We start from the raw sequence: 25777 nt of genomic DNA, 5'->3' as shown, positions 1-25777 counted from the left end.
GGTTTCCCCATGTGAGAGTAGGTCATCGTCAAGATTAAATTCCGAAACCCCAATTGCGAAAGCAGTTGGGGTTTTGTTTTGGGCGTAGAAAAAGCACGCTCAATCGAGCACAAATTGGCGCAGTTATTTTTGTCCCGGGACACTAGAATAGGTCCAACTTTTTTAGAGTCAGAGCGCTTATGCCGGATTCGGTTGACGCCAAAGAGCTGTCAGAATTACCACTGGAAAATCTGGTTGCCTGTCATGAGTGCGACTTGCTCATGCGTAAGCCAGAACTCGCCCATGGCGAAAAAGCCCTGTGCCCGCGCTGCGGCTACGAGCTTTATGCCAATCGGTACAACGTCGTACAGCGCAGTCTCGCCCTGGTCATAGCCGCCTTGTTGTTGTTTATTCCGGCGAACTTTTTACCCATCATGCAGCTCCATCTACTCGGGCAGTCTTCGCAAGACACTGTCTGGAGCGGCGTTGTCGCCCTTTTTGACACGGGCATGCAAAGCGTTTCAGTGATTGTATTCCTGTGCAGCATGGGGATCCCGCTGCTCAAGTTGCTGTGCCAACTGGCCGTATTGTTGAGTATCCGTTTTGATGTCGGGCGCAGCTACGGTTTGTTGCTCTATCGCATTTATCACCATATACGCGAATGGGGGATGCTCGAGGTCTACTTCATGGGCGTGCTGGTGGCGATCGTCAAACTGGCAGATATGGCAGCCATCACCGTCGGCCTCGGCCTGGCGTGCTTCATTGGTTTATTGCTGATTCAAGTCTGGCTGGAGGTCGTAATGTCGCCTCACCAGATCTGGCAGGCGTTATCAGGAGAGGATGCCCATGCGGGCGATTGATGCAGGCATTCTGATTTGCAAGGAATGTCATGAATTGAACAGGCAGGAAGCTGATACCGACGAGCAGGTCTGTACACGCTGCGGAGCGTTGGTGCATGCCCGCAGCCCGAATAGCCTGGTGCGCACCTGGGCATTGCTGATTACCGCCGCCATTCTTTACATACCGGCCAATTTGTTGCCGATCATGACCGTGAACTCCCTCGGCAAAGGAGCGCCCAGCACGATCATGGCGGGTGTGATCGAGTTGGTGCACTACGGCATGTTCCCCATTGCGGCCGTGGTGTTTATCGCCAGTATCGTGGTGCCCACGTTCAAGCTGGTGGGCATTGCTCTGCTGCTGTTTTCCGTGCAGCGCCGTCAGCCCCTTTCGGCTCGCCAGCGTATCTGGATGTACCGTTTCATTGAATTCATCGGCCGCTGGTCGATGCTCGATATCTTTGTGATTGCCATCCTCGTGGCGGTCGTGAATTTTGGGCGGCTTGCCAGTATCGAAGCCAATCTTGGCGCCATCGCTTTCGCCTCGGTGGTGATTCTGACGATGCTTGCCGCAGTAACCTTTGATCCCCGACTGATTTGGGATAACACGGAGTCGGACGACGACCATGACTGATTTGCCTGTAGCGAAAACCCGACCGGCTTCGAACTGGTCTGCCATTTGGGTGTTGCCCCTGATCGCCTTGATCATCGGCGGCTGGCTCGGCTGGCGTGCCTATAACGAGACCGGTATCGAGATTCAGGTACGCTTTGAAAGTGGCGAAGGCATTCAGGCCAACAAGACCGAAGTTGTCTATAAAGGCATGTCGGTCGGCAAGGTAAAAAGCCTCAAGCTCGATGACGAAGGCAGTTCCAAAGGCGTGATCGCCAGCATCGAAATGAACAAGGACGTAGAGCAATACCTGCGCACCAGTACGCGTTTCTGGTTGGTCAAACCAAGCGTGACGTTGGCAGGGATTACCGGTCTTGAGACGCTGGTTTCGGGCAACTACGTTGCGATCAGTCCGGGCGAGGGTGAACCGGTTCGCAAGTTCAAGGCCCTGGCCCAGGAACCGCCGCTTTCCGATGCCCAGCCCGGTCTGCACTTGACCATCAAGGCTGACCGCCTGGGCTCGCTGAACCGTGGCAGCCCGGTGTTTTACAAACAGATCAAAGTGGGTCAGATCAAAAGCTACGTGTTGTCCGAGGACCAGAGCACCGTCGAGCTCAAGGTCTTCATCGAGCCGACTTACGCCAAACTGGTGCGCAAACACACACGTTTCTGGAATGCCAGCGGCGTCAGCATCGACGCCAATCTGTCGGGGGTGAAGATTCGCAGTGAATCCCTGGCCAGCATTGTCGCCGGTGGTATTGCGTTCGCTACACCCGAAAACCGTAAGGACAGCCCGCCTACCGACCCAAGCCTGCCGTTCAGACTCTATGAAGACTTCGATGCGGCGGCGGCCGGTATCCGGATCAAGGTCAAGCTCAGCGACTTCGAAGGCTTGCAGGCCGGTCGTACGCCGGTGATGTACAAAGGCATTCAGGTCGGCAATCTCAAGGCGCTGAAGGTCGATCCTGACCTGTCCGGAGCCACCGCCGAGTTGACGATGGACCCGTTGGCCGAAGATTACCTGGTCGACGGTACGCAGTTCTGGGTGGTCAAGCCGTCGATTTCTCTCGCCGGGATTACCGGTCTCGAGGCGCTGGTCAAAGGTAACTACATCGCTGTGCGTCCTGGCGACAAGGGGGCCGCGCCGCAACGCGAATTCGTCGCGCGGCCCAAGGCGCCACCCCTGGATCTGCGTGCGCCGGGCCTGCACCTGGTGTTGTTCACCGAAAACCTTGGCTCGCTGGAAGTCGGCAGCCCGGTTCTCTACAAGCAGGTCAAGGTCGGTTCGGTACAGAGCTATCAGTTCTCGCGCAAAAAAAAGCAATTGATTATCGGCGTGCATATCGAGAAGGAATACGAGGATCTGGTCAACGCCTCGACACGCTTCTGGAATGCCAGCGGTATCACGCTCTCGGGTGGCCTGACCGGTGGCATTCAAGTCAAGAGTGAGTCGCTGCAAAGCCTGATGGCCGGCGGTATCGCGTTTGAAACCCCGGAAGCCAAGGCGCCGCTACAAAAGCGCATTCCACGTTTCCGCTTGTTCGCCAGCCATGACGACGCCACGCAAAAGGGCGAGGTGATTACCATCAAGGTCGATCGCGCCGATGGATTGCGTACGGGCACACCGATTCGCTTCAAGGGCCTGGATGTCGGCAAGATCGAGGACGTTGACCTGAGTGACGACCTGCAATCGGTGCTGCTGACCGCGCGGATTACCGAAGTGCCGGAGCGCATCGCCCGGGTCGGCAGTCAGTTCTGGGTGGTCAAGCCTGAACTGGGGCTGATCAAGACATCGAACCTTGAAACCCTGGTGACCGGGCAATACATCGAAGTACTGCCAGCTGCCAAGAGTCTGGGTCCGCAGAAAAGCTTCATGGCCCTGGCCAGCCCGCCTGAAGCTGTAAAGCGTGAAGACGGTTTGAGTCTGGTGCTCAGCGCCGCTCGTCGCGGTTCGCTGAAGGCCGGTGTGCCGGTGACGTATCGCGAAATCACGGTGGGCAAGGTGACGGGTTATGAATTGGGGCAGACCGCTGATCGTGTCCTGATCCATATCCTGATCGAGCCGAAGTACGCGCCACTGGTGCGTAGCGGCACGCGGTTCTGGAACACCAGCGGTTTCGACTTCGATGTCGGACTGTTCAGAGGTGCAACGGTGCGCACTGAATCCCTGGAGACGATGATTCAGGGCGGTGTCGCCTTCGCTACACCGGACGGCGAGCGCATGGGCAGTCCGGCGCGACCGGAGCAGACCTTCGCGTTGTTCGACAAGTTCGAAGAGGAGTGGCTGGGCTGGGCGCCGAAGATTTCGCTGGGCAAGTAGTTTTCTGGCGTCAGTGATGACGCCTTCGCGGGCAAGCCCGCTCCCACAGGGTTATCGGTTGGCCACAGACTCTGTGGGAGCGGGCTTGCCCGCGAAGAGGCCCTGAAGTTCACTGCAAAGCTAACTGACACACCTATGAAAAAGGCCGCGATCCATTGGACCGCGGCCTTTTTTATTGCCTTCGACTCAAGCCTCAGACCGCATCCAGCTCCGGTTCATCCGCTTGTTCGTTGACCGTCGCCTTCACCTGGTCGTGACGACGGATGTACTTCCAGTCCGCCTCGTCGATGTAGATGCCGGCCGGGCCGCTGCCGCCTTCCAGGTCGATGGCGACACTGGCGCAGACCTGCGGCTTCACGCTCGCCAGGATCGGTACGAAGCCCAGTTGCAGGCTGGTTTCCAGCAAAGCGGCCTGGTTCTTCTCATCGATGTCCGCTGCCTCATCGAGGTAGTACGGCAGGCGTACACGACCGGCCTGGTCACGGTCCATCAAGTGCAGCAACAAGTACATGTTGGTCAGCGCCTTGATGGTCATGGTGGTGCCGTTGGACGCGGCGCCGTCGATGTCGGTGTGGATCACCGGTTGGCCGTTGACCTTGGTGATCTCGAACGCCAGCTCGAACAAGTCTTTGAGGCCGAGCTGGTTGTGGTTCGCCGCCACCAGCCGTGCCAGGTATTCCTTGGCCTCTTCGTTCTTGTTGTCCTGCTCGGCACTTTGGCTGAGGTCGAAGACCGACAGGGTTTCGCCTTCCTCATACTGACCGGCGCTGTGGATGATCTGGTCGATGTGCTTGAGCGCTTCCTTGTTTGGTGCGAGCACGATACGGAAGCTTTGCAGGTTGGAGACCTGGCGTTTGTTGATTTCGCGGTTGAACAGCGCCAGTTGGTGTTCGAGGCTGTCGTAGTCGCTGCGGATGTTGCGCAGGGTCCGGGCGATGTCCGTCACGGCGGCACGGCGAGCCTTGCCCAGGGTCAGGGCTTCGTCGGTGCGGTGTGCATAGGCGTTGATCAACAGTTGCAGGCGACGCTCCATATCGTCTTCGCTGTCGAACTTGGCCACGCCTTTGAGGCGCACCTGAGCGTACAACGCTTCGATCTGGCCATCGGCCCGCAGCAGGCCTTGCCAGCTGTCCTGATAGTCGTTGAGCAGCGGCAGCAGGTTGTCCATGGAGTCGTCGATCGGGTCCATGAACGGCGTGCCGAACGGCAGGTCCGCCGGCAACAGCTGACGGCGGCGCAGGGCGTCGTCGAGGGTGCGTTGCTTGGCTTCCATGTCGCCGATCTGCCGGCCGACCAATTGCAGCTTGGCCGACAGTTGCTGGACGCGCTCGGTAAAGGCATCGCTGGAACGTTTCAATTCGTCCTGTGCGGCTTCCATCTGAGCCATCTGTTCCAGCTTGTCGCCTTCTTCGGCGCTCAGGGTTTGCGCGCGACGGAAATCTTCCAGGGCTTTCTGCGCATCCAGCACTTGCTGGTACAGCACTTCGGTCTGGGTCTTGCTCGCGGCACGGTCGGCAGCCACGGCTTGCTGGGTTTTCAGTTGCTTGAGTTCTTTTTCCAGGCGTTCTTTCTGGTCGCGCAGGGCCGCACGGTCAGCCAAAGCCTGCAAGGCCGGTGGTTCGATGTGCGAGATGTCGATGGACAGGCCCGGCACTTCGAAGCGTTCGCCTTTGAAGCCGTCGAGGATCAGCTCCACGGATTTCACCCAGTCGCCGTTTTCATCGAGGGTGATGCCATGTTCGCCCAGTGGCAGGCTGAACAGCGCACTGTTGAACAGGCGCATCAGGCGCTCGACGTCCTGCTGCGAAAACTCTTCGCGCAGTCGGGCGTAGCTGTTGTTGTCGGCGTGATCGAGCTGCTGCTTGACCGACTTCAGGCGTTTTTCCAGATCGCGCAGGCGCTCGTCGAGGTCTTCGGCGCTGAACTGACGAGACTGCGCCAAGGCGCCGGCCAGTTCATCGTGGGCGTCCTTGGCGGCCAGCAGTTGCTGCTCCAGCACCTTGACGTCATCGACCAGGGCAAAGCGATGCTTGAGCACCGACAATTCGCCGAGCCAGCGCTGGATTCCGGTGATTTCCCGCTCCAGGCGCATCAGTTCCTGAGTGCCACCGCGCTGGTCGTTTTGCAGGGCGTCCTGCTCGTTGCGGTAGTGCTCGGCCTGAATGGTCAGTTCTTCCTTGCGCGCACTGGCGTAGTCCGACCAGGTGCCCAGCAGTGAATCGAGCAGCGGCGAGATGCGGTGCAGCTTGCCGCGCAGGATGTCGCGTTGCTTCACGCCGTTGGCCAACGCTTCGACCAACGGACCGGCGGCGACCAGCGAGTTGTAGTCCTGCTCCATGCGTCGTACATCGCGGAAGGCTTCTTCGCACGCGGCAATGTAATCGACGCTGCCGGAACGCAGGCTGTGTTCGAAGGCATCGAGGAACAGTTGCTTGAGTTTGGCCGCGGTGATTTCGCGCATGTGCAGCAGGTTGATGAACAGGGCGCGGAAGGTCTTCAGGCTCTGCTCGCTGGTGGAGCGCAATGGGATCAGCGTCAGATCCAGCGGGATCGAGGTGTGGCCACCGACCAGCAAGCGGCGCAGTTCGTCCGGCTTGAGTTCGTAGGCTTTCAGGCCTTCGCGCTCAAGGTTGGTGAACAGCTCTTTCTGACGCAGGCAGGTGTCGTTTTTCTGGTAGTGGGCCAGGTCCAGCTTGCCGGCGTAGGCAAAGAACTGGTGACCGAAACCGCCACCGGGGCCGCGACCGACCACACCGATCACGTGCGGACCGTGGGGCAGGTTGACTTCGACCAGGATATAGCTGGTGTCCGAGGCGAAGTAGAAGCGCCGGGATTGTTCCAGGCTGTACTTGCCGAAGCTCATGTCCGACATGCGCGCCAGGATCGGGAACTGCAGGGCGTTGATCGAGGCGGATTTACCGAGGTTGTTCGCGCCGTACACCGACAGCGGCTCTTCCAGCGGGAACAGGCCGAGGCTGTAGCCGGCGGTGTTCAAAAGGGCAAAGCGGCGGATGCCGTAACGTTCCTTGCTCATGCGTCGAGCTCCTGTTCTTCGGCAATGGCCCGGGCCAGGGCGTCTTCTTCGCTTTCACTTTCGAATTCGCTCAAGTCGAGCGGGTCGTCGGTCTGCAGCAGTTTTTCGTCGCTGTCTTCATCGATCAGCACCGGCACTGGCAACGGCAGGACGCTGTGCAGGCTGGCGGCCAGATCGCGGTCCTGCTGCACCGACAGGCACACATCGAGGAAACGGTGCATCGGCGGCAGAAAACGGTAGACGCCGTTTTCTTCACTGGCGAAACCGAGCTGGGTCATGCGGCGCATGATCTTTTCTTCCAGCTCGTCCTGGGTCTGCACTTCGGCCTGGATGAACAGGTCGCGGTACTTTTCCAGCAGCGACGGCAGTTCATCGCGGCCGAGGCTGCCACCGTCGAGCACGGAGATCGGGTCGCGGCCCTGGTCGGCCAGGTGCTCGACGAGGATGAAGGTGAACAGCGCCAGGCGCTGGGCGGTCTTGTTCACCGCCGCTGCCGCGAGGTCCGGCACGAAGTAGTAGAAGCCGCGGGTGTCGCAGACCAGTTCAAAACCCAGTGCCTTGAACAGCGTGCGGTATTGGTCCTGAAAGTTCGACAACTGTGCGTACAGCTCCGGATCGCGGCGGCTGACGTGGTAACCCTTGAACAGTTCGCGAAAGATCGGCGCCAGATGGGACAGTTCGGATAGATCAAGATGCATGAGGAATGCTCGCAGAATTCTCGGCGGCGTCATCGCTGACCGAGAGCAGGGCGAAGGAGCGCAGGCTGACCTGGTGCTCGTGAGTATGGTATTCGCGACGTTCCAGACGCTCGCGCTTGAAGCGTTTTTCCCGCGACAGGCGCGAGAACCAGTACAGCAATTCGTCGGTAGCGCCGTCCGGTTCCTGCTCCAGCAGCCAGGTCATCAGGTCCGGCATCGGCAGGGCGTCTTCGCAGCGTTCGAGCATTTCCCGAACCGTGCGAGGCGCGCGTGGTGCATCGCCGCCCTTGTGGGTCTTGTGCGCCTTGGGGAAGCGCGCCGGTTTCGGTTCGAAACGCGCCAGCGCGTAGACGTAGGCTTCAACCTGACTGGCGCTGCCGAGGAAAGTGCTTTGCGGCCGTGTGAACAGCGGCATCGCCGCTTGTGGTACGGCATCGATGCCCTTGCGCCGGATGGCGGCCAGGGCCAGCGCTGCGCCACGGGTCACGGCGTTGTGCCGGCGGGCCTCTTCACGCAACGGCAAGAGCAGCTCGCGGGCATGGCGCAGGGTCAGCTGGGCGCTGGTCTGCATTTCGAGGATGCGCGCGTGGGTGCGCAGCAGCATGTCGTCGTCGACCAGGTGGCCGAGGCGCTGCTGTTCGCTGAGCATCTTCAGCAGCACGGTTTCGACCTTGCGCACGCCCTGTTCGAAGGCGCCGTCGGCGTTCACCAGATCAATCATCGGCTCGACGTATTCGTCCCAGGTCGCCAGCACTTCCGCGTAACGCTGGCGCAACGGAATCTGCCGGTCGCTGGTTTTTGCCCGTTCGGCGACGGCCACCAGTGCCTGTTCATCGTTATCGAGTTTTTTCAGCACGTCACGCACGCGCATGTCGAGCAGGCGCAACTGGCGGGCCAGGTCATTGCCGTCGCGGATGTCGAACGCGTCCTGGATGTAGCCGGCCAGACGCTCAAGGTGGCGCAGGTAGGCTTCGATCTCCAGGCACAGGCCCAGACGGTGTTCACGGCGCAGATAGGCGAGGAAGTCGTGAATCTGCGCATTGAGCTCGAAACGGTTCGGGCTTTTGGCCACGGGAACCAGGATGTCGAGGCGAATCCACACGTCGAGCAGGCTGGTAATGTCCTGCGGCGTGCTGTCGAGTTGCTGGGCGGCCAGTTGCGTGCGCAGTTCGTTGAGGCTCAATGTGCCTTGGTCGAAGTGCTCGCACAGTGGCTCCAGAAGTGCCCAGTGTTCAGCGAGGGCGCGCAAGACGCGCTTGGGTTCGATCATCGGAATGGCCGGCTGGTTGGCGATTAAAAGCAGCGATTGTACTGCATCGGGGGCAATGCGATTCACTCTCGGGACAGGCTGTTGTTTTTTCTGTCCGTAAAGTCTATCGATCAACAGCGCGCGATCTTCTGCGAACGGCGGTAGAATCAGCGCACTTTAGTTATCCACAAGTGGCCGACCTTTGCTTATCGAGTCCCGTCGTCGCGCTTATTTGAACGCCATGCAGGTGGTCAACTGGCTGCCGCGCACCGAATTGCCCTTTGCTGCGCCGTCACGGCCCGAGCTGCTGGAGATGTCCGAGCCGGCTGTGGTCGCGCCTGTCGTGCCGGCTGTCGTGGCTGAGACGCCCGTGGCGCCTGTGGTCAAACCGGCCGAGCGGGTGAAGATCGAGGTGCCGCGGCCATCGCTGGCGAGCACCCGCACCGGTGCCAAACCGGTGGAAGAAGCCGAAGAGGCAACCGTCGTGGTCAAGGCACCGGTCGTGCCGCCGCCGCGTTTCGCCCTGCAATTGCTGCGGGCCGGGCGTTGCCTGCTGCTGGTGGAGTTACCCACAGGCGAATCCTTCCAGACCCGCGACCCTGCTTATCTGCTGCTCAAGGACATGCTGCGCGCCGCCGGTCTGCCGGACAGCCCGCAGATCGTCGGCGAGCCGGTGCGCTGGCCGCTGCTGGTGCGTGGCACGATGGACCAGGGCCCGGAAGCGGCCCGCGACTTCGTGCAAGGTTTTCTCTCGGTGCGCATGGAAGAAACGCCATGCGCCTGCCTGTGGCTGATCGGCCTGCCCGCTGTGCGTTTTGCCGGCGAAGCGGATGCCGAGGCGTTCAATCGCGAATTGCAGATCGAAGGCCTGGGCTCGGCCTGGGCGGTACCGGGCCTGGAATTATTAATGGAAGAGCCACAGCGTAAGGCTGATGTCTGGCAAGCCATGCGTCGGCTGATGGCGCGCTGGAAAGAATCGAATGAGTGACGCTGTATCGTTTCGCCCGATGACCGAGGCGGACCTGGAAACCGTGCTGAAAATCGAGTACGCGGCCTATAGCCATCCCTGGACCCGCGGGATTTTCCTCGACGGCCTGGGCAAGTACCAGATCTGGCTGATGTTCGAAGGCCAGCAACAGGTGGGCCACGGTGTGGTGCAGATCATCCTCGACGAGGCGCACCTGCTGAACATCACGGTCAAGCCGGAAAACCAGGGCCGCGGCCTGGGGCTGACATTGCTGGAGCATTTGATGTCGATTGCCTACAAGGCCGACGCCCGGGAGTGTTTCCTGGAAGTGCGCGACAGCAATACCGCGGCGTTCAAACTGTACGAGCGTTATGGTTTCAACGAGATCGGCCGGCGCCGGGATTACTACCCGGCGGTGGGTGGGCGCGAAGATGCGGTGGTCATGGCCTGCACGTTGGTCGATTGAACCCTGTACATGGCCTGCACATTGGTCGATTGAACCCTGTAGGAGCTGCCGAAGGCTGCGATCTTTTCAAGGATCAAAAGATCGCAGCCTTCGGCAGCTCCTACAGATGTCCGTAGAGCTCAGCGTTTTTTGTCGAGAGGATCGCGCTGCGCCATTTCCGCCTCATCCAGGCCATTGCCACCGCCAATATCGTCCTCATCGACGATGCTCAGGTCCCAATCCGCGCGCTTATGATTGCCGACCTCATGGGCATCCCGGGCGCCGTCTTCACGGATCAGGGTTTCCGGGCTCATGTCGTCGTCGGTAGGTTGATGGTCGCCGGTCGAGGCACCCGTCAGGCCTGCTTCACGTCCGCGGCGGCGTGGCATCAGTTGTTCGCGCTCGTTTTCCGGCAGTTCGTCACCGATCCTGGCGCTGGGTTCTTCGGTTTCGAAATCCAGCTCACGCACCGAGCCCATGCGGTCTTCGTTGTCGTCGACGGGTTCCGGTTGCACCGCATCGTACGGACGTCGTGAATCATTCATGGCAATTCCTCATACTGTAGGCCTTACTACGGTTGACCCACGTGGCTACCGAGAATTCCGCCGGCATGGAGCCCCGTGTACCGGATCAGGAGAGCATCCGCATTTCGCGCGTGACCTCGACGGACGGTTGTCAGTCAAAGCTGCGCATCATTCTTGAGGCTTCAGAGCATGAACGAATTACAAGATCTGATTGATAACAACGAGCGTTGGGCCGCTGCGATCAAGGAGGAGGATCCTGACTTCTTCGCCAAGCTGGCCCGCCAACAGACCCCTGAGTTCCTGTGGATCGGTTGTTCCGATGCGCGGGTGCCGGCCAACGAGATCGTCGGCATGCTGCCGGGCGATCTGTTCGTACACCGTAATGTGGCCAACGTCGTGCTGCACACCGACCTCAACTGCCTGTCGGTGATTCAGTACGCAGTCGACGTACTCAAGGTCAAGCACATCCTCGTCACCGGCCACTATGGCTGCGGCGGCGTGCGCGCCTCGATGCAGGATCGCCAGTTCGGCCTGATCGACGGCTGGCTGCGCTCGATTCGCGACCTGTATTACGAAAAGCGCGAAGAACTCGCCAAACTGGACACCGAAGAAGAGCGGGTCGACCGTCTCTGCGAACTCAACGTGATCCAGCAAGTGGCCAACGTCGGGCACACCAGCATTGTGCAAAACGCCTGGCACCGTGGGCAGAGCCTGTCGATTCATGGCTGCATCTACGGTATCAAGGACGGTCGCTGGAAGAGCCTGAACGCCACCATCAGCGGCTTCGAGCAGTTGCCGCCGCAGTACCGCCTGCGTCCGTTCGAACCCCTGTAAAGCCCTTCAGCGCGGACTTTGCCGACGCCACTGTTGCAAAAACAGCTGGCCGTCGGCATTCGGCGCTTCATCGAAGCCGGTGATCCAGCCCCGGCAGTTGTACGAACCGCAGCGGCAGGCGAACTGGCGCAGCAGTTTGTCTTCCGTGGCGGCGTAATCCATCGACAGCCAGTCACCTTTCTGAATGTCTTTGAGCGCCCACAACCACAGCTCACTCATGTCGAGAAATACGTTCGGGTCGCAAGAGTGGCGCAGCAGCCCGCAGAAATGCGGGTCATGGACATGAATATCTCGGGCCAGTTGTCGGGTATGCCGGCCACGACAGGGCAGCAAATGCCCCGATACCCGGCAGATCCGGCTTATGCGGGGGAACTCGCGCAATGCTGCCGCGGCCATGGGTGTGCCCTGGTCGTTCGAGATAATCTCGAAATCGGCCAGGGATGGGTATCCAAGGTGCGGGCGTAACTCCACAAAAGGGTAAACACCCTGCGGCGGTGGTGCGAGAGACTTGCGCAGTGCATCGGCTTTCATAACGATCCCTGTCGGCTGGGTGCTGCGACTTCCATCGGCTGACGATCCAGTCAGCGCTGCAGCACATGAGGTACGGCCCAAGGCTCTCGCAGATATCGCGGGCGGTCTACTGTCATAACTGACAGATGGACTGCCGATAGTCGGTTTACAGCGGTGGCGCGGGCAGGGCGGTGGCCGGTGCGGGTGCCTTGAGCTGTTTGAGCTGCAACTGGGTCGCTGCTGTCGAGCATTTGGCCGCCGCTTGTCCCGGCGTCAGGTTGCGAATCGAGGTGTAGAACAGCGCGCAGGTTTTTTCCTTCTCGGCCACTTGCCAGGTTTGTGTGCAGGTTTTCAGCTCGATATCGGCATTGCTGTCCGGTTGGCGGCCCATGACGGCCTGCCAGCAGGCGGCACTCAAATCCTGGCCCATGACTTTCAGCCCCGCCGCATCGGCCTTGGCCTTGGCATCGTTGCCGGAATAGCTTGCCGGATCGGCGGCATACCAGATGTAGCTTGGGTGGTTGGAGCCCAGCACCCGCACTTTCACCCCGTCACTCGGGCTGATCGTCGCCAGCCCCAGCACATTCACGGTCGCCCCGTATTGTTGCTTGATCCAGTTACGCACCGGTGAGCCGAAGGCGACCATCGGCAATGTTTCACCGCTGGAGTGCAGGCTGACGTTCCTGACCATGGTGGTCTGGTAGTCGTTGAAGTAGCTGTAGACGCCCTCCAGGTCCTTGCCGGCGTTGGAGGGGGCGGCGATAGGGGCGATGTCGATGATGGTCTGAAAGGCCGGCGTCTGCTCGGCCGGGATGCCATTGACGGTGAGCAGCGAGGCCCAGCGATCCGTGGTGGCGGACTTCAGGTAATCCTGGGCCTGAGTCAACGAATAGTCGGGCGGGAAGTGCAGCAGCTCGACACTTCTGCGGTTCTCCAGGGCCATGCCCAGCGGCAGGAACAGGTACCAGCTATACGCCCACTTGCCGTCGGCATTCAGTTTGCTGGCGCCGTTATAGGCCAGGTCACCGGCATCGAGCAGCGCTGCCAATGGTTTTTCATAGCCATTGGGCACGCCGATGATTTCCGCGTAGAGCTGACCATTATCGGTTTTGACCAGAACCTTCGCGTCACCGTAGCCATCGCGCTGCACGCTTTGGGTCAGGTAATGCTCGACGGTTTGCTCGAGCGTCCAGTTGCGAAAGCAGATCACGTTGCAATTGTTGGGGTAGGCGAAGAGGCGGGTAACGCGTTCGGTAGTGCCCAGCTTCAAATTGACATCGGCGTGGGCGGTGGTGCCCAGGGTGAAGGCTGCGAGGGTGAGTGCCGCAAGTTTGAACATGCTCAGATCCTTTTCAGCGTATTAGACCAGCAGATACTGAAACCGACGGGCGGAACAACAAAGGGCCGATCAATACCGGCCCCTATCTTTCAGGTTACGGCATGACTGGCGGCAAATACGCCAGCGTCGTCCCCAGTGCCCATAACAACACTAGCACCAGTGGCGTGTGTACCAGTAATTGCACGAACGAGAAGCCGATCAGGTCCCGCGCCTTCAGCCCCAGCACGCCCAGCAATGGCAGCATGTAGAAGGGGTTGATCAGGTTCGGCAAGGCTTCGGCGGCGTTGTAGATCTGTACCGCCCAACCCAGGTGATAGTTCAGGTCATTGGCCACCTGCATCACGTACGGCGCTTCGATGATCCACTTGCCGCCACCGGACGGAATGAAGAAACCGAGGATCGCCGAGTACACACCCATCAGCAGGGCATAGGTGTCGTGGGAGGCAATGCTGACGAAGAAGGTCGAGATGTGATGCGCCAGGGTCTGCGCATCGGCGCCCTTGACCGTGGTCATCAGTGCCGCGATCGAGCCATACAGCGGAAACTGGATCAACACCCCGGTGGTGGTCGGCACCGCACGGGACACGGCATCCAGAAAGCTGCGAGGGCGCCAGTGCAGCAGGGCACCCAGCATGATGAACAGGAAGTTGTAGGTGTTCAGCCCGGAAATCGCACTGATGGCCGGTTTGGTCGAAAACTCATGGAACAACCACCCGGCAGCCAGCAACACCAGCAGAATCGTCAGCAGCGGGCTGTGTTCCAGCCATTCGCCGGGGCGGGTGCGTGGTTGCAGCGGGGGCAGGTTGAAACTCGGGTCGACGCCACAGGCCTTGGCGTCACGCGCCGAATTCGGGCCGGGGGCGGTGGCGTAGGCGATGATCAGCGAAATCACGATCAAGGCCAGCAACATCACGCCGGACTGCCAGAGAAAGATCGTCTGGGTGAATGGAATCACCCCGGTGATCGACAGAATCGAGGGCGGCAGGCTACCCGGGTTGGCCTGCAATTGAGCGGCCGATGACGACAGGCCCAGGGCCCACACGGCACCGAGGCCCAGGTAAGCGGCGGCACCGGCGGCACGGTAATCCATCTTCAGATCGGTGCGGCGGGCGAGGGCGCGCACCAGCAATCCGCCGAACACCAGGGACAAGCCCCAGTTGAGCAGCGAGGCGACCATCGAGATCAGCGCGACCCAGGCTACGGCAGAGCGGCCGTTTTTCGGGATTTTCGCCAGGCGGTCAATCAGTTTCACCGCCGGCGGTGAACTGGCGACCACATAACCGCCGATCACCACGAAGGCCATCTGCATGGTGAAGGGGATCAGGCTCCAGAAGCCATCGCCGAAGGCCATGGCGGCGTCGGTGGGCTTGGCGCCCATGGCCATAGTGGCCACCGCCACGATAATCACCGCCAGGGCAGCAAACACCCAGGAGTCGGGGAACCAGCGTTCGGCAAAACTTGAGCAGCGCAGGGCAAAGCGGGCGGAGCGGCTATCTTCGATATCAGCGGCCACGGGGGTACCTCGAATTTTTATGTTTGTAGTGGTCTTCGGGGCGGGTAACCGCCCGTCTGGACAGACGCCAACATTAATTCAAGCCGTGGATTTTTGCGGGGCTGATTTGTGGCTATGGGACTTTGGTCTAACGGGTTGTCCGCCAGCGCGTTTGCGTAGACCATGGGCGCCTTGGTTTTTGCCTGTGCCAGAGTTCTTTACATGACTGCCAACACCGATTCGCGCCCGGCGCCGTTCAGCCGCTCGGACTACAAGACCCTGGGGCTTGCCGCCCTCGGCGGGGCGCTGGAAATCTACGACTTCATCATTTTCGTGTTTTTCGCCCTGACCCTCAGCCAGTTGTTCTTCCCGCCGGAAATGCCCGAGTGGCTGCGCCTGCTGCAAAGCTTCGGGATTTTCGTCACCGGTTACCTGGCGCGACCGTTGGGCGGCATCCTGATGGCGCACTTCGCCGATCGCCTGGGGCGCAAGAAAGTCTTCAGTCTGAGCATCCTGATGATGGCGTTGCCCTGCCTGCTGATCGGGATCATGCCGACCTACGCGCAAATCGGTTATTTCGCCCCCTTGTTGCTACTGGTCCTGCGCGTTCTCCAGGGCGCGGCGGTGGGCGGCGAAGTGCCGAGTGCCTGGGTTTTCGTCGCCGAGCATGCGCCGATCGGTCACCGAGGCTATGCCCTGGGTTTCCTGCAGGCGGGGCTGACTTTCGGCTATCTGATCGGTGCATTGACCGCGACCTTCCTGGCGCAGGCCTTCACTCCGGTGGAAATTCTCGATTACGCCTGGCGTTACCCGTTCCTGCTTGGCGGCGTGTTTGGTGTGATCGGCGTCTGGCTGCGTCGCTGGCTCAGCGAAACCCCGGTGTTCATGGCCATGCAGACGCAGCGCGAGGCGGCCGGCGAACTGCCGCTGCGCACAGTCTTGCGCGAGCATCGGCTGGCCATTTTGCCAGCGATGATTCTCACCTGTGTGCTGACCTCGGCCGTGGTGGTATTCGTGGTCATTACCCCGACCATGATGCAAAAAACCTTTGGCATGACCGCCAGCCATACCTTCGCCTTGAGCGCGCTGGGCATCGTGTTCCTGAACATCGGCTGCGTGCTCGCCGGGTTGCTGGTCGACCGCATTGGCGCCTGGCGCACGGTGATGCTCTATAGCCTGCTGCTGCCGCTGGGCATCGGTGTGCTTTACAGCTGCCTGATCATGGGCGGTGACTGGATCGGCCTGGCCTACGCTGTGGCAGGGCTGGCCTGCGGGGTGGTCGGTGCGGTGCCATCGGTGATGGTCAGCCTGTTCCCGGCGCGAATTCGCGTCTCGGGCATCTCGTTCACCTACAACATTGCCTACGCCGCGTGGGCGAGCATCACACCCCTGTTGTTGATCGGCCTGATGCCGTGGAGTCCGTGGATCTGCGTGATCTTCAGTGTGGTGATGGGCGCGGTGGGCGTGGGCAGTGCGGCGTACTTCGGTGTGCGGATGCCGAGAATCGCAGGCTGTTCTGCCGCTGGCGCGCATTGATCGGGCGCGTAGTAACTATTTTTGTAGGACAAACCTGAAACACGCTTAAGTAAATGTTTCCAAGGCCGATGGTTAGGCTGCATATCGCTTTCTACCCCTGTCCATCGGTGCTTTCCCATGTTCAATAAACGCTTGAAGCAGGAGCTGTCGGCTCTTCGTGAAGAACTCTCCAGCCTCCAGCAAGTGAAGGAAAGTCTGGAAAGCGAGATGCTGGTGCTGACCCTCGACAGCGATGGACGGGTTCAGTCAGTCAATCAGAACTTCCTTGCTGAAATGCATTACAAGAGCGCCGAACTGATTGGTCGACACCTCGACGACCTCGTCCCGGAACACGTGAAATTCGACGAATTCCAGCAGCGCTTCAAGAACGCGTTGACCCGGGGCGAGCACTTCGCTGGCGCGGTACGCCTGTTGCGTGGCACGGGCCAGGAAGCCTGGTTGCGTTCGATCCTGCAGCCAGTGCGCTCGGCGGACGGGCGGATCAAGAACTTTTCGATCTTCTCCAGCGACCTGACCCGCACCATCGAGGCCTCCCGCGAACACGAGAACCTGATCGGTGCGCTGGTGCGCTCCACGGCGGTGATCGAATTCGACCTCAACGGCAACGTGCTGACCGCCAACGACCGCTTCCTCAGTGGCATGGGTTACAGCCTGGCGCAGATCAAAGGCAAACATCACCGCACCTTCTGCCAGCCGGAGGAGTACAACAGTGCCGAGTACCAGAACTTCTGGCGTCGCCTGAACGCGGGTGAGTACGTGGCCGGCCGTTTCAAACGTGTCGACAGCCATGGTCGTACAGTCTGGCTTGAGGCGTCCTACAACCCGGTGACCGATGCCAACAATAATCTCTACAAAGTGGTGAAGTTCGCCACGGTGATTACCGATCAGGTCAATCAGGAACAGGCCGTCGCCGAGGCCGCCAACATTGCCTACAGCACCTCGCAGCAAACCGACCAAAGCGCCCAGCGCGGCAACGCCGTGGTGACCCAGGCCGTGGACGTGATGCGTGACCTGGCCAAACACATGCAAACCGCCGGCGACGGCATCGAAGCCTTGAACGAGCAGTCGCTGGTGATCGGCACCATCGTCAAAACCATCAGCGGTATTGCCGAACAGACCAACCTGCTGGCGCTCAACGCGGCCATCGAAGCGGCGCGTGCGGGCGAGCAGGGCCGCGGCTTCGCCGTGGTGGCGGATGAAGTCCGGCAACTGGCGTCGCGCACCAGCCAGGCCACCGACGAAATCGTCCTCGTGGTGCGGCAGAACCAGGACATGGCGCGCAACGCCGTGGCATTGATGACCGATGGCAAACTCCAGGCCGAACAGGGCCTGGCACTGGCGGCGGAAGCGGGCACGGTGATTGTCGAGATTCAGGACGGCGCCCAGAAAGTGGTCAATGCGGTGGGGCAGTTTGCCAATCAACTCACTTACTGACCTGCGATCAGCTTTTGGTGGGAGCGGGCTTGCTCGCGAAGGCGGTGTGTCATTTAACGCAACTGTGACTGAACTGACGCCTTCGCGAGCAAGCCCGCTCCCACAGGGTTAAGTGGGCGCTACAATCGGCTCTTTCCCCCTGGAGCAGACTTCCATGAGCGCTTCCCACCGCCGTCCGGTTCCCTTGTCCAAGGCTTATCGTCTGCTCAATCATGGCCCGACCGTGCTGGTCAGCGCCGCCCACGATGGCCGGCGCAACATCATGGCGGCAGCCTGGGCCATGCCGCTGGATTTCGAACCACCGAAAATTGCCGTGGTGCTGGACAAGTCGACCTGGACTCGCCAATTGCTGGAGGCCTCGGGCACGTTTGTGTTGAACGTTCCCTGCGCTGCCCAGGCCGACATTGTGCAGACCGTTGGTTCGACCTCCGGCCTGGAGTTGACCCAGGGCCAGGGGCGCGACAAGTTCGAGACCTACGACTTGCAGACCTTCACCGGTGAATCGCTCGAAGCGCCGATGCTCGAGGGCTGCGTGGCCTGGCTGGAATGTCGCCTGTTGCCGGAGCCGAACAACCACCAGCAATACGATCTGTTCCTGGCCGAAGTGATTGCCGCCCAGGCCGACGAGCGCGTGTTCAGCGAAGGGCGCTGGCACTTCGAAGGGCAAGATGCCTTGCGCACCTTGCACCACGTGGCGGGCGGGCACTTCCTGACCATTGGCGAGCCGGTGGACGGCAAGACCTTGCAGCCGTAAGGTTTCGACTATTCAGGTTGTAAGCACATTCACCAGGAGGCCAGGCGATGAGAAAGCTGCGTGTAGGGATAATCTTTGGCGGGCGCTCGGCGGAGCACGAAGTGTCGTTGCAATCGGCGAAGAATATCGTCGACGCTCTCGATCGCTCTCGCTTCGAACCGGTGCTGATCGGTATCGACAAACAAGGCCACTGGCACCTCAACGACCCTTCCAACTTTTTGCTGAATCAGGAAAACCCGGCGCTGATCGCCCTCAATCAGTCCAATCGCGAGCTGGCCGTGGTGCCAGGAAAAGCCAGCCAGCAACTGGTGGAAACCAGCAGTCAGGAAATGCTCGGTCATGTCGATGTGATCTTCCCGATCGTCCACGGCACCCTCGGTGAAGACGGTTGTCTGCAAGGTTTGCTGCGGATGGCCGATCTGCCGTTTGTCGGCTCCGATGTGCTTGGCTCGGCCGTGTGCATGGACAAGGACATCAGCAAGCGTCTGCTGCGTGATGCCGGCCTGGCCGTGACGCCGTTCGTGACATTGACCCGAGCCTCGGCGGCGCGCACCGGGTTTGCCGAGGTTCAGTCCCGGCTCGGTTTGCCGCTGTTCGTCAAGCCGGCGAACCAGGGCTCTTCCGTGGGCGTGAGCAAGGTCACCGACGAGGCCGAATACAGTGCAGCGGTGGAGCTGGCGTTGAGTTTCGATACCAAGGTGTTGGTCGAATCTGCCGTCAGCGGCCGCGAGATTGAATGCGCAGTGCTCGGCAATGAAGAGGCGATCGCCAGTGGTTGCGGCGAGATTGTGGTGCGCAGCGGGTTCTATTCCTACGACAGCAAATACATCGACGACACGGCCGCTGAAGTCGTGGTGCCGGCCAATATCAGCGTCGAGGCCAGCGAGCGTATTCGCGCCCTGGCCGTTGAGGCGTTCCAGATCCTGGGCTGCTCCGGCCTGGCCCGTGTCGATGTGTTCCTGACCGACAGCGGCGAAGTGCTGATCAACGAAATCAACTCGCTGCCCGGTTTCACCCGCATCAGCATGTACCCGAAATTGTGGCAGGCCACCGGCATGACCTACAGCGAGCTGGTGACGCGGTTGATTGAGCTGGCGCTGGAAAAACATCAGGTTCGGCAGGGGTTGAAGATCAGTCGTTAAGTGCGCGGCTGAAGTTCGCCTGCTTACAAACTAAAAGGGCCTACCCACCGGTAGGCCCTTTTTTTCGCGTGCGACTCAATCCCCCAGCGCTTGCCCCTCACGCCGTGGATCTGCACCTCCCGTCAGCGACGCTTTGCCCTGGGCGTCCTTGACCCGAACAATCGCCTGGGTGCCGCTGGTCATGTCGATTTCGCTCACGCTGTGCCCTTTGTCTTTCAGCGCCTGAATCAGCGCGGGGCTGAACTGGCCCTGTTCCAGTTCTGTCGGGCCGTTGCGGCTGCCGAAGTTGGGCAGGTTGATGGCCGCTTGCGCATCGAGATTCCAGTCAAGCAGGCCGATGGTGGATTTGGCCACGTATTCGATGATTTGCGAGCCGCCGGGGGAGCCGACAGTGGCGAGGAATTCGCCGCTCTGGCGGTCGAAGATCAGGGTCGGTGCCATGGACGAGCGCGGGCGTTTGCCGGGTTCGACGCGGTTGGCGACTTTCTGCCCGTTTTCCTCGGGGATGAACGAGAAGTCGGTCATCTCGTTATTGAGCATGAAACCCTGAACCATGATGTGCGAGCCAAACGCTGACTCGATGGTGGTGGTCATCGACACGGCGCCGCCCGTGTCATCGACGGCCACCACTTGCGAGGTGGAAATCCGCAGCGGCGAACGGTCCGGCGCATAGGCCACCTGGATGCCCGGCGGCGTGCCGGGTTTGGCCGTGCCCATGCTGCGTTCGCCGATCAGGGCAGCGCGGCTGGCGAGGTAGGCCGGGTCGACCAGGCCCTTGACCGGCACGGGCACGAAGTCGGTATCGGCCAGGTACTGCGCGCGGTCAGCGTAGGCCAGGCGTTCGGCTTCCGAGATCAGGTGCACGGCTTGCGGGTCGGGTTCGCTGCCGGCCGGGGCTGTGGTCTTGACCGGCTTCAGCGGTGCCAGCGCCAGGCGCTTGTCGCGAGCCTCCAGGGCTTGCAGCGTGCCGAGGATCTGCGCCACGGCGATCCCGCCCGAGGACGGTGGTGGCATGCCGCAGACTTGCCAGCGCTTGTAGTCGGTACACAGCGGTGCGCGTTCCTTGGCCTGGTAGTTGGCGAGATCGGTCAGGGACAGGCTGCCGGGGTTGGCGTGGCCCTGAACCTTGGCAGCGATTTCCTCGGCGACCGGGCCTTTGTACAGGGCATCCGGGCCTTCATGGGCGATGCGTTTGAACACGGCGGCCAGTGCCGGGTTCTTGAGTTTGGTGCCGACGGCTTTCGGGCTGCCATCGGCATTGCGGAAGTAAGCCATCATTTCCGGTGAGCGTGGCATGGACGAGTCCGCAGCGATCAACTGGTGCAGGCGTGGCGAGATGGCAAAGCCTTGCTCGGCGAGCCGGATGGCCGGTTCAAACAGCTGCGCCCAGAGCAGGCGTCCGTGTTTTTCATGGGCCAGTTCGAGGGCGCGTAGTACACCGGGCGTGCCCACCGAGCGGCCGCCAATCTGCGCCTGGGTGAAACCCATCGGTTGTCCATTGGCTTGCAGGAAAAGCTTCTCGGTGGCACCGGCCGGGGCGGTTTCACGGCCGTCGTAGGTGCGTACGGCCTTGCCATCCCAGAGTACGATCAATGCACCGCCACCGATGCCCGACGACTGTGGCTCGACCAGCGTCAACACCGCTTGCATCGCAATTGCCGCGTCGATGGCCGAGCCGCCCCGGCGCAGCATCTCCCGCCCGGCTTCGGCTGCCAGCGGGTTGGCCGCCGCTGCCATGTATTTTTCGGCGTGTTGAGCTTTCAGGTCGGTGCGGAAACCGGAAGCGCTTTCCGGGGCGAGCGGCAGCGTCGGCACCGAAGCGTTGTTGCACGCGGCCAGGGTCAAGGCACTGACGACCAGTGCCAGGGCAGGCAGGCGATGGCGGCGCAAAGCGAAGGTTGAAAACACGTGAGGTACTCCGTCCGTTGGATCTACGATCAGTGGACTTTATCGGCCGACCGGGAGGGACGCAAACCGGGGTCCCATGGCGCTGACGTTTTTGTCCTTCATCAATGGCAGGAATTTCTGTAGGGTCGTTGCCAACAGACAGGCCAGAAAATCAACAAGAGGCAGACATGCACACCGAGTTCCCAACCCAGCCCGGCTATCGCACCCAGCGAGAACAGTTCCTGGCCGCAGCGGCTGCCGCAGGCGCAATCTTGACTGAGTATCCACACCCGCTCAAAGGTCCGTTCGGTGAATCGTTGAGTACCGATGTGGCGGTGTTGGGTGATCCGGGCGCCAAGCGTCTGTTGGTGGCGCTGAGCGGCACTCACGGAGTTGAAGGCTTCTATGGCTCGGGCTGCCAGATCAAATGGCTGCAGGAGTTGGGCAAGCGCTCCCTGCCAACGGATGTGGCCGTGGTCATGATCCATGCCATCAACCCCTGGGGCATGGCGTGGTTGCGCCGGGTCAACGAAGACAACATCGACCTGAACCGCAATCATCTGGATTTCCAGCGCCCGCTGCCGGACAACCAGGCCTACAACGCCTTGCATGAAATCTATGCCTGCCCGCAGTTGCACGGCCCCGAGCGTGAGCGTGCCGATGCCTTGCTCGACGAGCAGATTCGCCTGCATGGCTGGCCGGCGGTGATGTCGATTGTCGAGGGCGGTCAGCATGCTCACCCCGATGGCCTGTTCTACGGCGGGCTGGCGCCGAGCTGGTCGAACCGCACGCTGCACCGGATCGTGCAAAAGCACGTGGCCCATGCTGAAGTGGCCATGTGTTTCGACTTGCACACAGGGGCGGGTGAATACGGTCATCCGATGCTGCTGACCATCACCGAATCGGCCTACCCGGCGCTGCCGGATGCGCAGGCGATCTACGGGCCGTGGCTCTACAGTCTGCAAACCGGCGCCGATACCCTGAGCGAAACCGGCGTAGCGGCGACGGCCACCGGCTACACCTCGCAGGCGTTGATCGATGCGCTGCCGCAGGTGCGCCTGATGCCTTTTGTCATCGAGTGCGGGACATATCCGGGGCCGGACGTTCACCGCCATTTGCGCGATGATCACTGGCTGCATCTGTATGGCAATCCGGGTGACGCAACAGGGCGCGGAATCAAGTTGAATCTGCTGGAGCAGTTCTATCCGGCCGATAGCGATTGGCAGTCGATGGTCTGGTTGCGCACGTGGCAGATCTGGGAACGGGCGTTGTCGGCATTGCCGACCGTGTAGGAGCGAGCCTGCTCGCGATGGTCGTTAACGATAACGCGTGTTTACTGGCTAAACGCGGTGCTCTTGAGTCCATCGCGAGCAAGCTCGCTCCTACAGGGATATAAAAACGAGGCATAAAAAAACGGCCTACCTTTCGGTAAGCCGTTTTTAGTACTTGGTGGCTACACAGGGACTTGAACCCCGGACCCCAGCATTATGAATGCTATGCTCTAACCAACTGAGCTATGTAGCCAAGTGGCGCGCATTATTCACCGGTAACGGGGATGCGTCAAGCATAAATCTAAAATATTTCTCTGCGCTTTCAACCGTTTATCAAAATCTACCTTCCAAGCAGCGGTGAAGGGCAGCGCTGGAACCAGCGGCTGGCCTGTTCGTACGCGTGCGCCAATTGCAGGACAGCGAAGTCGGCCTGGTGTCTGCCGATGATTTGCAGACCCATCGGCAGGCCGCTGGCGTTGAAGCCGACCTGTACGTTGGCCACCGGGCAGCCGGACAAGGTGCCGGGAATCACCACCTCCATCCATCGGTGATAGGTGTCCATGCTCACGCCTTCAATGGAAGCGGGCCACGCTTGGGTCTTGTCGAACGGGAAGACCTGGGCGCTGGGCAGTAGCAGGTAGTCATATTGTTCGAACAGCCTGGAGATCGCCCGATACCAGTCGCTGCGCGTCACTGAAGCGGCAAACACGTCGCTGGCCGAGAGTTTCAGGCCGTTTTCCACTTCCCAGCAGGCTTCCGGTTTCAACAGCGCACGCTTTTGCGGGTCGGCATAGGTCGCACCCAACGAGCCGGCGACCATCCAGTGGCGCAAGGTTCGCCAACTGCTCCACAGCTTCTCTGGCGCGAATTCGGATTGAGCCGGTTCAATGTGGCAACCCAGGCTTTCGAAGTCGGCAAAGGCCTTTTCGCACAGCGAGAGGATGCCTTTTTCCATCGGCAGGTAGCCGTTGAAGTCGCCGAGCCAGCCCAGGCGAGTACCTTTGAAATCGCGATCCAGCGGTGCCGCAAAGGCACTGCCGGACTCGGCAATCGACAGTGGCGCCCGCGCATCGGCTCCGGCCTGCACCGACAACAGCAACGCGGCATCGCGCACGCTGCGCGCCATGGGGCCTTCGTAGCCGAGTTGGTCGATAAACAGGTCGGCACTGTCATCGAAGGGCACGCGGCCCTGGGACGGACGGAAACCGAAAATGTTGTTGAACGCGGCCGGATTGCGCAGCGAACCCATCATGTCGCTGCCATCGGCCACCGGCACCAGGTGCATGGCCAGTGCCGCCGCTGCGCCGCCGCTGCTGCCGCCAGCGGTCTTGCTCGGGTCGTAGGCGCAACCGGTCGCACCGAACAGCGGGTTATAGCTTTGCGAGCCAAGGCCGAATTCCGGGGTGTTGCTCTTGCCAATGATGATCGCGCCGGCGCCCTTGATCCGCTCGACCATGATGCCATCGCGTTCGGGGATGAAGTCCTTGTACAGCGGCGAACCCAGGGTGGTGCGGATGCCGCGCGTCAGGGACAGATCCTTGATGGCATGGGGCAGGCCGTGCATCCAGCCACGGTATTGGCCGCGGGCCAGCTCGGCATCACGGCCATCCGCCTGGGCCAGCAGGTCCTCAGGCGCTTGCAGGCTGATCAGTGCATTGACTTGCGGATTGAAGCGTTCGATATGGGTAAGATAAGTCTGCATCACTTCCCGGCAGGAAACCTGGCGCAGGCGGATGCGTTCGGCGAGCTCATGGGCCTGCAACAGGACCAGTTCGCTGATGTTATTGGAGTTCATTGCAAGCGGCCTTTCAGACGGCTGGAAAAGCGCCCCGCCTTTGCGTCGGGGCGGTGGAGATCAACGCATCAGGTTGGTCCAGAGGCGGTCGGCCAGGCGGATCGCGCCTTCGCCGCAGGTCTTGCTGAACACCACCTGGGTGCCTTCGGGAATGTGCAGTTCCGGCGCGTCCTTGAGGCCTGCGTCGAGGAACGGCTCCACACCCTTGATCGGGCTCTGGTGCTTGAGGAAGTTCTGGGTCATCGCTGCGTTTTCAGGCTGGCTGAGGAACGCGATGAACGCCTTGGCGTTCGCCGGGTTCTTGCTGCCGGTCGGAATGACCATGTTGTCGACCCAGGCCAGTACGCCTTCTTTCGGGTACAGGTATTTCAGGCTCGGTTTCATTTCCCGGGCGCGCATCGACGAACCGCCCCAGAAGGTCGACATGTCGATTTCACCGGATGCCAGGTTTTCGCGGATTGAACCTGCCTTGGAACTGTAGGTTTTGACGAAGGGCTTCTGCGCCTTGAGCAGGGTCAGGATCTGCTGCATCTGCTTCGGATCTTCACTGCACAGCGGAATGTTCAGGTACAGGCTGGCCATGTCCACCACGTCACTGACCGAGTCGAACATGTTGATTCGCCCTTGCAGCTCGGCCGGTGGCTCGTAAAGCACCTTGAGGCTGTCGGCAGGGCCTTTGTAGCGTTCGGTATTGATCACCACGCTGGTGGTGCCCCAGATGAACGGTACGGAATAGGCGCCTTCCGGGTCCCAGGTCGGCTTTTTCAGGTTGTCGACGACGTCAGCGTAGTAAGGCTCGTTGACCGGATCGAAACGCTCCAGCAGTTTTTCCTTGATCAGGATCGGAATGAACTGGTGGGAAGGGATCGCCACGTCATAACCGGCGCCGCCCTGTTTCAATTTGGCCAGCAGGGTTTCGTTGGAGTCGTAGGAGTCGACGGTGACTTCAATGCCGGTCTGCTTCTGGAATTTGGCGAGAATTTCCGGCGAAAAGTAACCGCTCCAGCTCACCACGTTGAGTTTTTCCGCGGCCTGAACGCTGCCGGCCATGGTCAGCGGCAAAGTCAGGAACAACGAAGTGCCGATGCTTTTAATCCACTTGCTCATGCTATTTCCCCACA

21 protein-coding genes, 1 tRNA gene and 1 pseudogene are annotated in these 25777 nt (G+C 60.7%); 12 read left to right on the top strand and 11 right to left on the bottom strand.

Annotated elements, in window-relative coordinates:
* Window positions 1-179 precede the first annotated feature (179 nt).
* From AC07YV_RS17385 to AC07YV_RS17375, 3 genes are read left to right on the top strand one after another with little or no spacing between them, the layout of a single operon-like run.
* A complete protein-coding gene (locus tag AC07YV_RS17385) occupies window positions 180-839 on the top strand; it encodes a paraquat-inducible protein A (RefSeq protein WP_015096843.1) in 660 nt (219 codons plus the stop codon).
* A complete protein-coding gene (locus tag AC07YV_RS17380; protein WP_102701498.1) occupies window positions 826-1449 on the top strand; it encodes a paraquat-inducible protein A in 624 nt (207 codons plus the stop codon). Before AC07YV_RS17385 ends, AC07YV_RS17380 begins: the two co-directional genes overlap by 14 nt.
* Window positions 1442-3745, top strand: a complete 2304-nt coding sequence (locus AC07YV_RS17375) for a PqiB family protein (protein ID WP_102701499.1) — start codon at window positions 1442-1444, stop codon at window positions 3743-3745. The genes AC07YV_RS17380 and AC07YV_RS17375 overlap by 8 nt, the downstream gene beginning before the upstream one ends.
* Before the next feature lie 193 nt (window positions 3746-3938).
* On the opposite strand, the gene mksF is transcribed toward AC07YV_RS17375, so the two are convergent.
* Genes mksF through mksB form a run of 3 tightly spaced genes read right to left on the bottom strand, consistent with a single transcriptional unit; the run spans window position 3939 to window position 8747 of the window.
* Window positions 3939-6779 carry an Mks condensin complex protein MksF gene (mksF, locus tag AC07YV_RS17370; RefSeq protein WP_102701500.1) on the bottom strand — a complete coding sequence of 947 codons (2841 nt, stop codon included), beginning with the start codon at window positions 6777-6779 and terminating at the stop codon, window positions 3939-3941.
* Window positions 6776-7477 (bottom strand): Mks condensin complex protein MksE, encoded by a 702-nt coding sequence (gene mksE / locus AC07YV_RS17365; protein ID WP_007978043.1) that lies wholly within the window; start codon window positions 7475-7477, stop codon window positions 6776-6778. Before mksE ends, mksF begins: the two co-directional genes overlap by 4 nt.
* Window positions 7467-8747 carry an Mks condensin complex protein MksB gene (mksB, locus tag AC07YV_RS17360; protein ID WP_173900844.1) on the bottom strand — a complete coding sequence of 427 codons (1281 nt, stop codon included), beginning with the start codon at window positions 8745-8747 and terminating at the stop codon, window positions 7467-7469. The genes mksE and mksB overlap by 11 nt, the downstream gene beginning before the upstream one ends.
* Before the next feature lie 220 nt (window positions 8748-8967).
* On the opposite strand from mksB, the gene AC07YV_RS17355 reads away from it, so the two are divergent.
* Together AC07YV_RS17355 and rimI are read left to right on the top strand one after the other, a co-directional pair.
* Window positions 8968-9714: an energy transducer TonB gene (locus tag AC07YV_RS17355; protein WP_102701502.1), complete on the top strand. Its 747-nt coding sequence runs from the start codon at window positions 8968-8970 to the stop codon at window positions 9712-9714.
* Complete coding sequence (gene rimI / locus AC07YV_RS17350; RefSeq protein ID WP_007978046.1) at window positions 9707-10159, top strand: ribosomal protein S18-alanine N-acetyltransferase; 453 nt, start codon at window positions 9707-9709, stop codon at window positions 10157-10159. Before AC07YV_RS17355 ends, rimI begins: the two co-directional genes overlap by 8 nt.
* A gap of 119 nt (window positions 10160-10278) precedes the next feature.
* Here the strand turns inward: rimI and AC07YV_RS17345 are convergent, their stop codons facing one another.
* Window positions 10279-10683, bottom strand: a complete 405-nt coding sequence (locus AC07YV_RS17345; RefSeq protein ID WP_102701503.1) for a serine kinase/phosphatase — start codon at window positions 10681-10683, stop codon at window positions 10279-10281.
* Window positions 10684-10851: 168 nt separating this feature from the next.
* Between AC07YV_RS17345 and can the strand changes: the two genes are divergently transcribed.
* On the top strand, window positions 10852-11496 hold the full coding sequence (gene can / locus AC07YV_RS17340; RefSeq protein WP_015096835.1) for a carbonate dehydratase: 645 nt from the start codon (window positions 10852-10854) through the stop codon (window positions 11494-11496).
* Window positions 11497-11502: 6 nt separating this feature from the next.
* On the opposite strand, the gene AC07YV_RS17335 is transcribed toward can, so the two are convergent.
* The 3 genes from AC07YV_RS17335 to AC07YV_RS17325 form a co-directional block, all read right to left on the bottom strand.
* Window positions 11503-12027: an SET domain-containing protein-lysine N-methyltransferase gene (locus AC07YV_RS17335; RefSeq protein ID WP_102701504.1), complete on the bottom strand. Its 525-nt coding sequence runs from the start codon at window positions 12025-12027 to the stop codon at window positions 11503-11505.
* Window positions 12028-12172: 145 nt separating this feature from the next.
* Window positions 12173-13345, bottom strand: a complete 1173-nt coding sequence (locus tag AC07YV_RS17330) for a hypothetical protein (protein ID WP_102701505.1) — start codon at window positions 13343-13345, stop codon at window positions 12173-12175.
* Window positions 13346-13439: 94 nt separating this feature from the next.
* Window positions 13440-14858, bottom strand: coding sequence for a short-chain fatty acid transporter (locus tag AC07YV_RS17325; RefSeq protein WP_102701506.1), 1419 nt, complete (start codon window positions 14856-14858; stop codon window positions 13440-13442).
* 201 nt (window positions 14859-15059) lie between these two features.
* Here AC07YV_RS17325 and AC07YV_RS17320 point away from each other — a divergent pair, with 201 nt between their 5' ends.
* From AC07YV_RS17320 to ddlA, 5 genes and pseudogenes are all read left to right on the top strand, one after another.
* Window positions 15060-16373 (top strand): MFS transporter, encoded by a 1314-nt coding sequence (locus AC07YV_RS17320; RefSeq protein ID WP_102701507.1) that lies wholly within the window; start codon window positions 15060-15062, stop codon window positions 16371-16373.
* A gap of 117 nt (window positions 16374-16490) precedes the next feature.
* Window positions 16491-17219: pseudogene (locus AC07YV_RS17315) on the top strand (PAS domain-containing protein); the annotation flags it as partial.
* On the top strand, window positions 17199-17807 hold the full coding sequence (locus AC07YV_RS17310) for a methyl-accepting chemotaxis protein (protein ID WP_371317823.1): 609 nt from the start codon (window positions 17199-17201) through the stop codon (window positions 17805-17807). The pseudogene AC07YV_RS17315 and the gene AC07YV_RS17310, both read left to right, overlap by 21 nt.
* A gap of 154 nt (window positions 17808-17961) precedes the next feature.
* A complete protein-coding gene (locus tag AC07YV_RS17305; protein ID WP_102701509.1) occupies window positions 17962-18561 on the top strand; it encodes a flavin reductase family protein in 600 nt (199 codons plus the stop codon).
* 47 nt (window positions 18562-18608) lie between these two features.
* Window positions 18609-19703 (top strand): D-alanine--D-alanine ligase, encoded by a 1095-nt coding sequence (gene ddlA, locus AC07YV_RS17300; RefSeq protein WP_102701510.1) that lies wholly within the window; start codon window positions 18609-18611, stop codon window positions 19701-19703.
* Window positions 19704-19778: 75 nt separating this feature from the next.
* On the opposite strand, the gene ggt is transcribed toward ddlA, so the two are convergent.
* Window positions 19779-21611: a gamma-glutamyltransferase gene (ggt, locus tag AC07YV_RS17295; RefSeq protein ID WP_102701511.1), complete on the bottom strand. Its 1833-nt coding sequence runs from the start codon at window positions 21609-21611 to the stop codon at window positions 19779-19781.
* A gap of 167 nt (window positions 21612-21778) precedes the next feature.
* On the opposite strand from ggt, the gene AC07YV_RS17290 reads away from it, so the two are divergent.
* Window positions 21779-22882, top strand: a complete 1104-nt coding sequence (locus AC07YV_RS17290) for a DUF2817 domain-containing protein (protein ID WP_102701512.1) — start codon at window positions 21779-21781, stop codon at window positions 22880-22882.
* Window positions 22883-23037: 155 nt separating this feature from the next.
* Here AC07YV_RS17290 and AC07YV_RS17285 read toward each other — a convergent pair.
* The 3 genes from AC07YV_RS17285 to AC07YV_RS17275 form a co-directional block, all read right to left on the bottom strand.
* Window positions 23038-23114, bottom strand: a tRNA-Met gene (locus AC07YV_RS17285).
* 87 nt (window positions 23115-23201) lie between these two features.
* Window positions 23202-24656 (bottom strand): amidase, encoded by a 1455-nt coding sequence (locus AC07YV_RS17280; RefSeq protein WP_102701513.1) that lies wholly within the window; start codon window positions 24654-24656, stop codon window positions 23202-23204.
* A gap of 60 nt (window positions 24657-24716) precedes the next feature.
* Complete coding sequence (locus AC07YV_RS17275; protein ID WP_102701514.1) at window positions 24717-25763, bottom strand: ABC transporter substrate-binding protein; 1047 nt, start codon at window positions 25761-25763, stop codon at window positions 24717-24719.
* Between the last annotated feature and the right edge of the window lie 14 nt (window positions 25764-25777).

The sequence above is a fragment of the Pseudomonas sp. GW456-E7 genome (assembly GCF_059424105.1).
The sequence above is the reverse complement of the archived record's forward strand: the minus strand, read 5'-3'. Positions and strand labels throughout refer to the sequence as shown.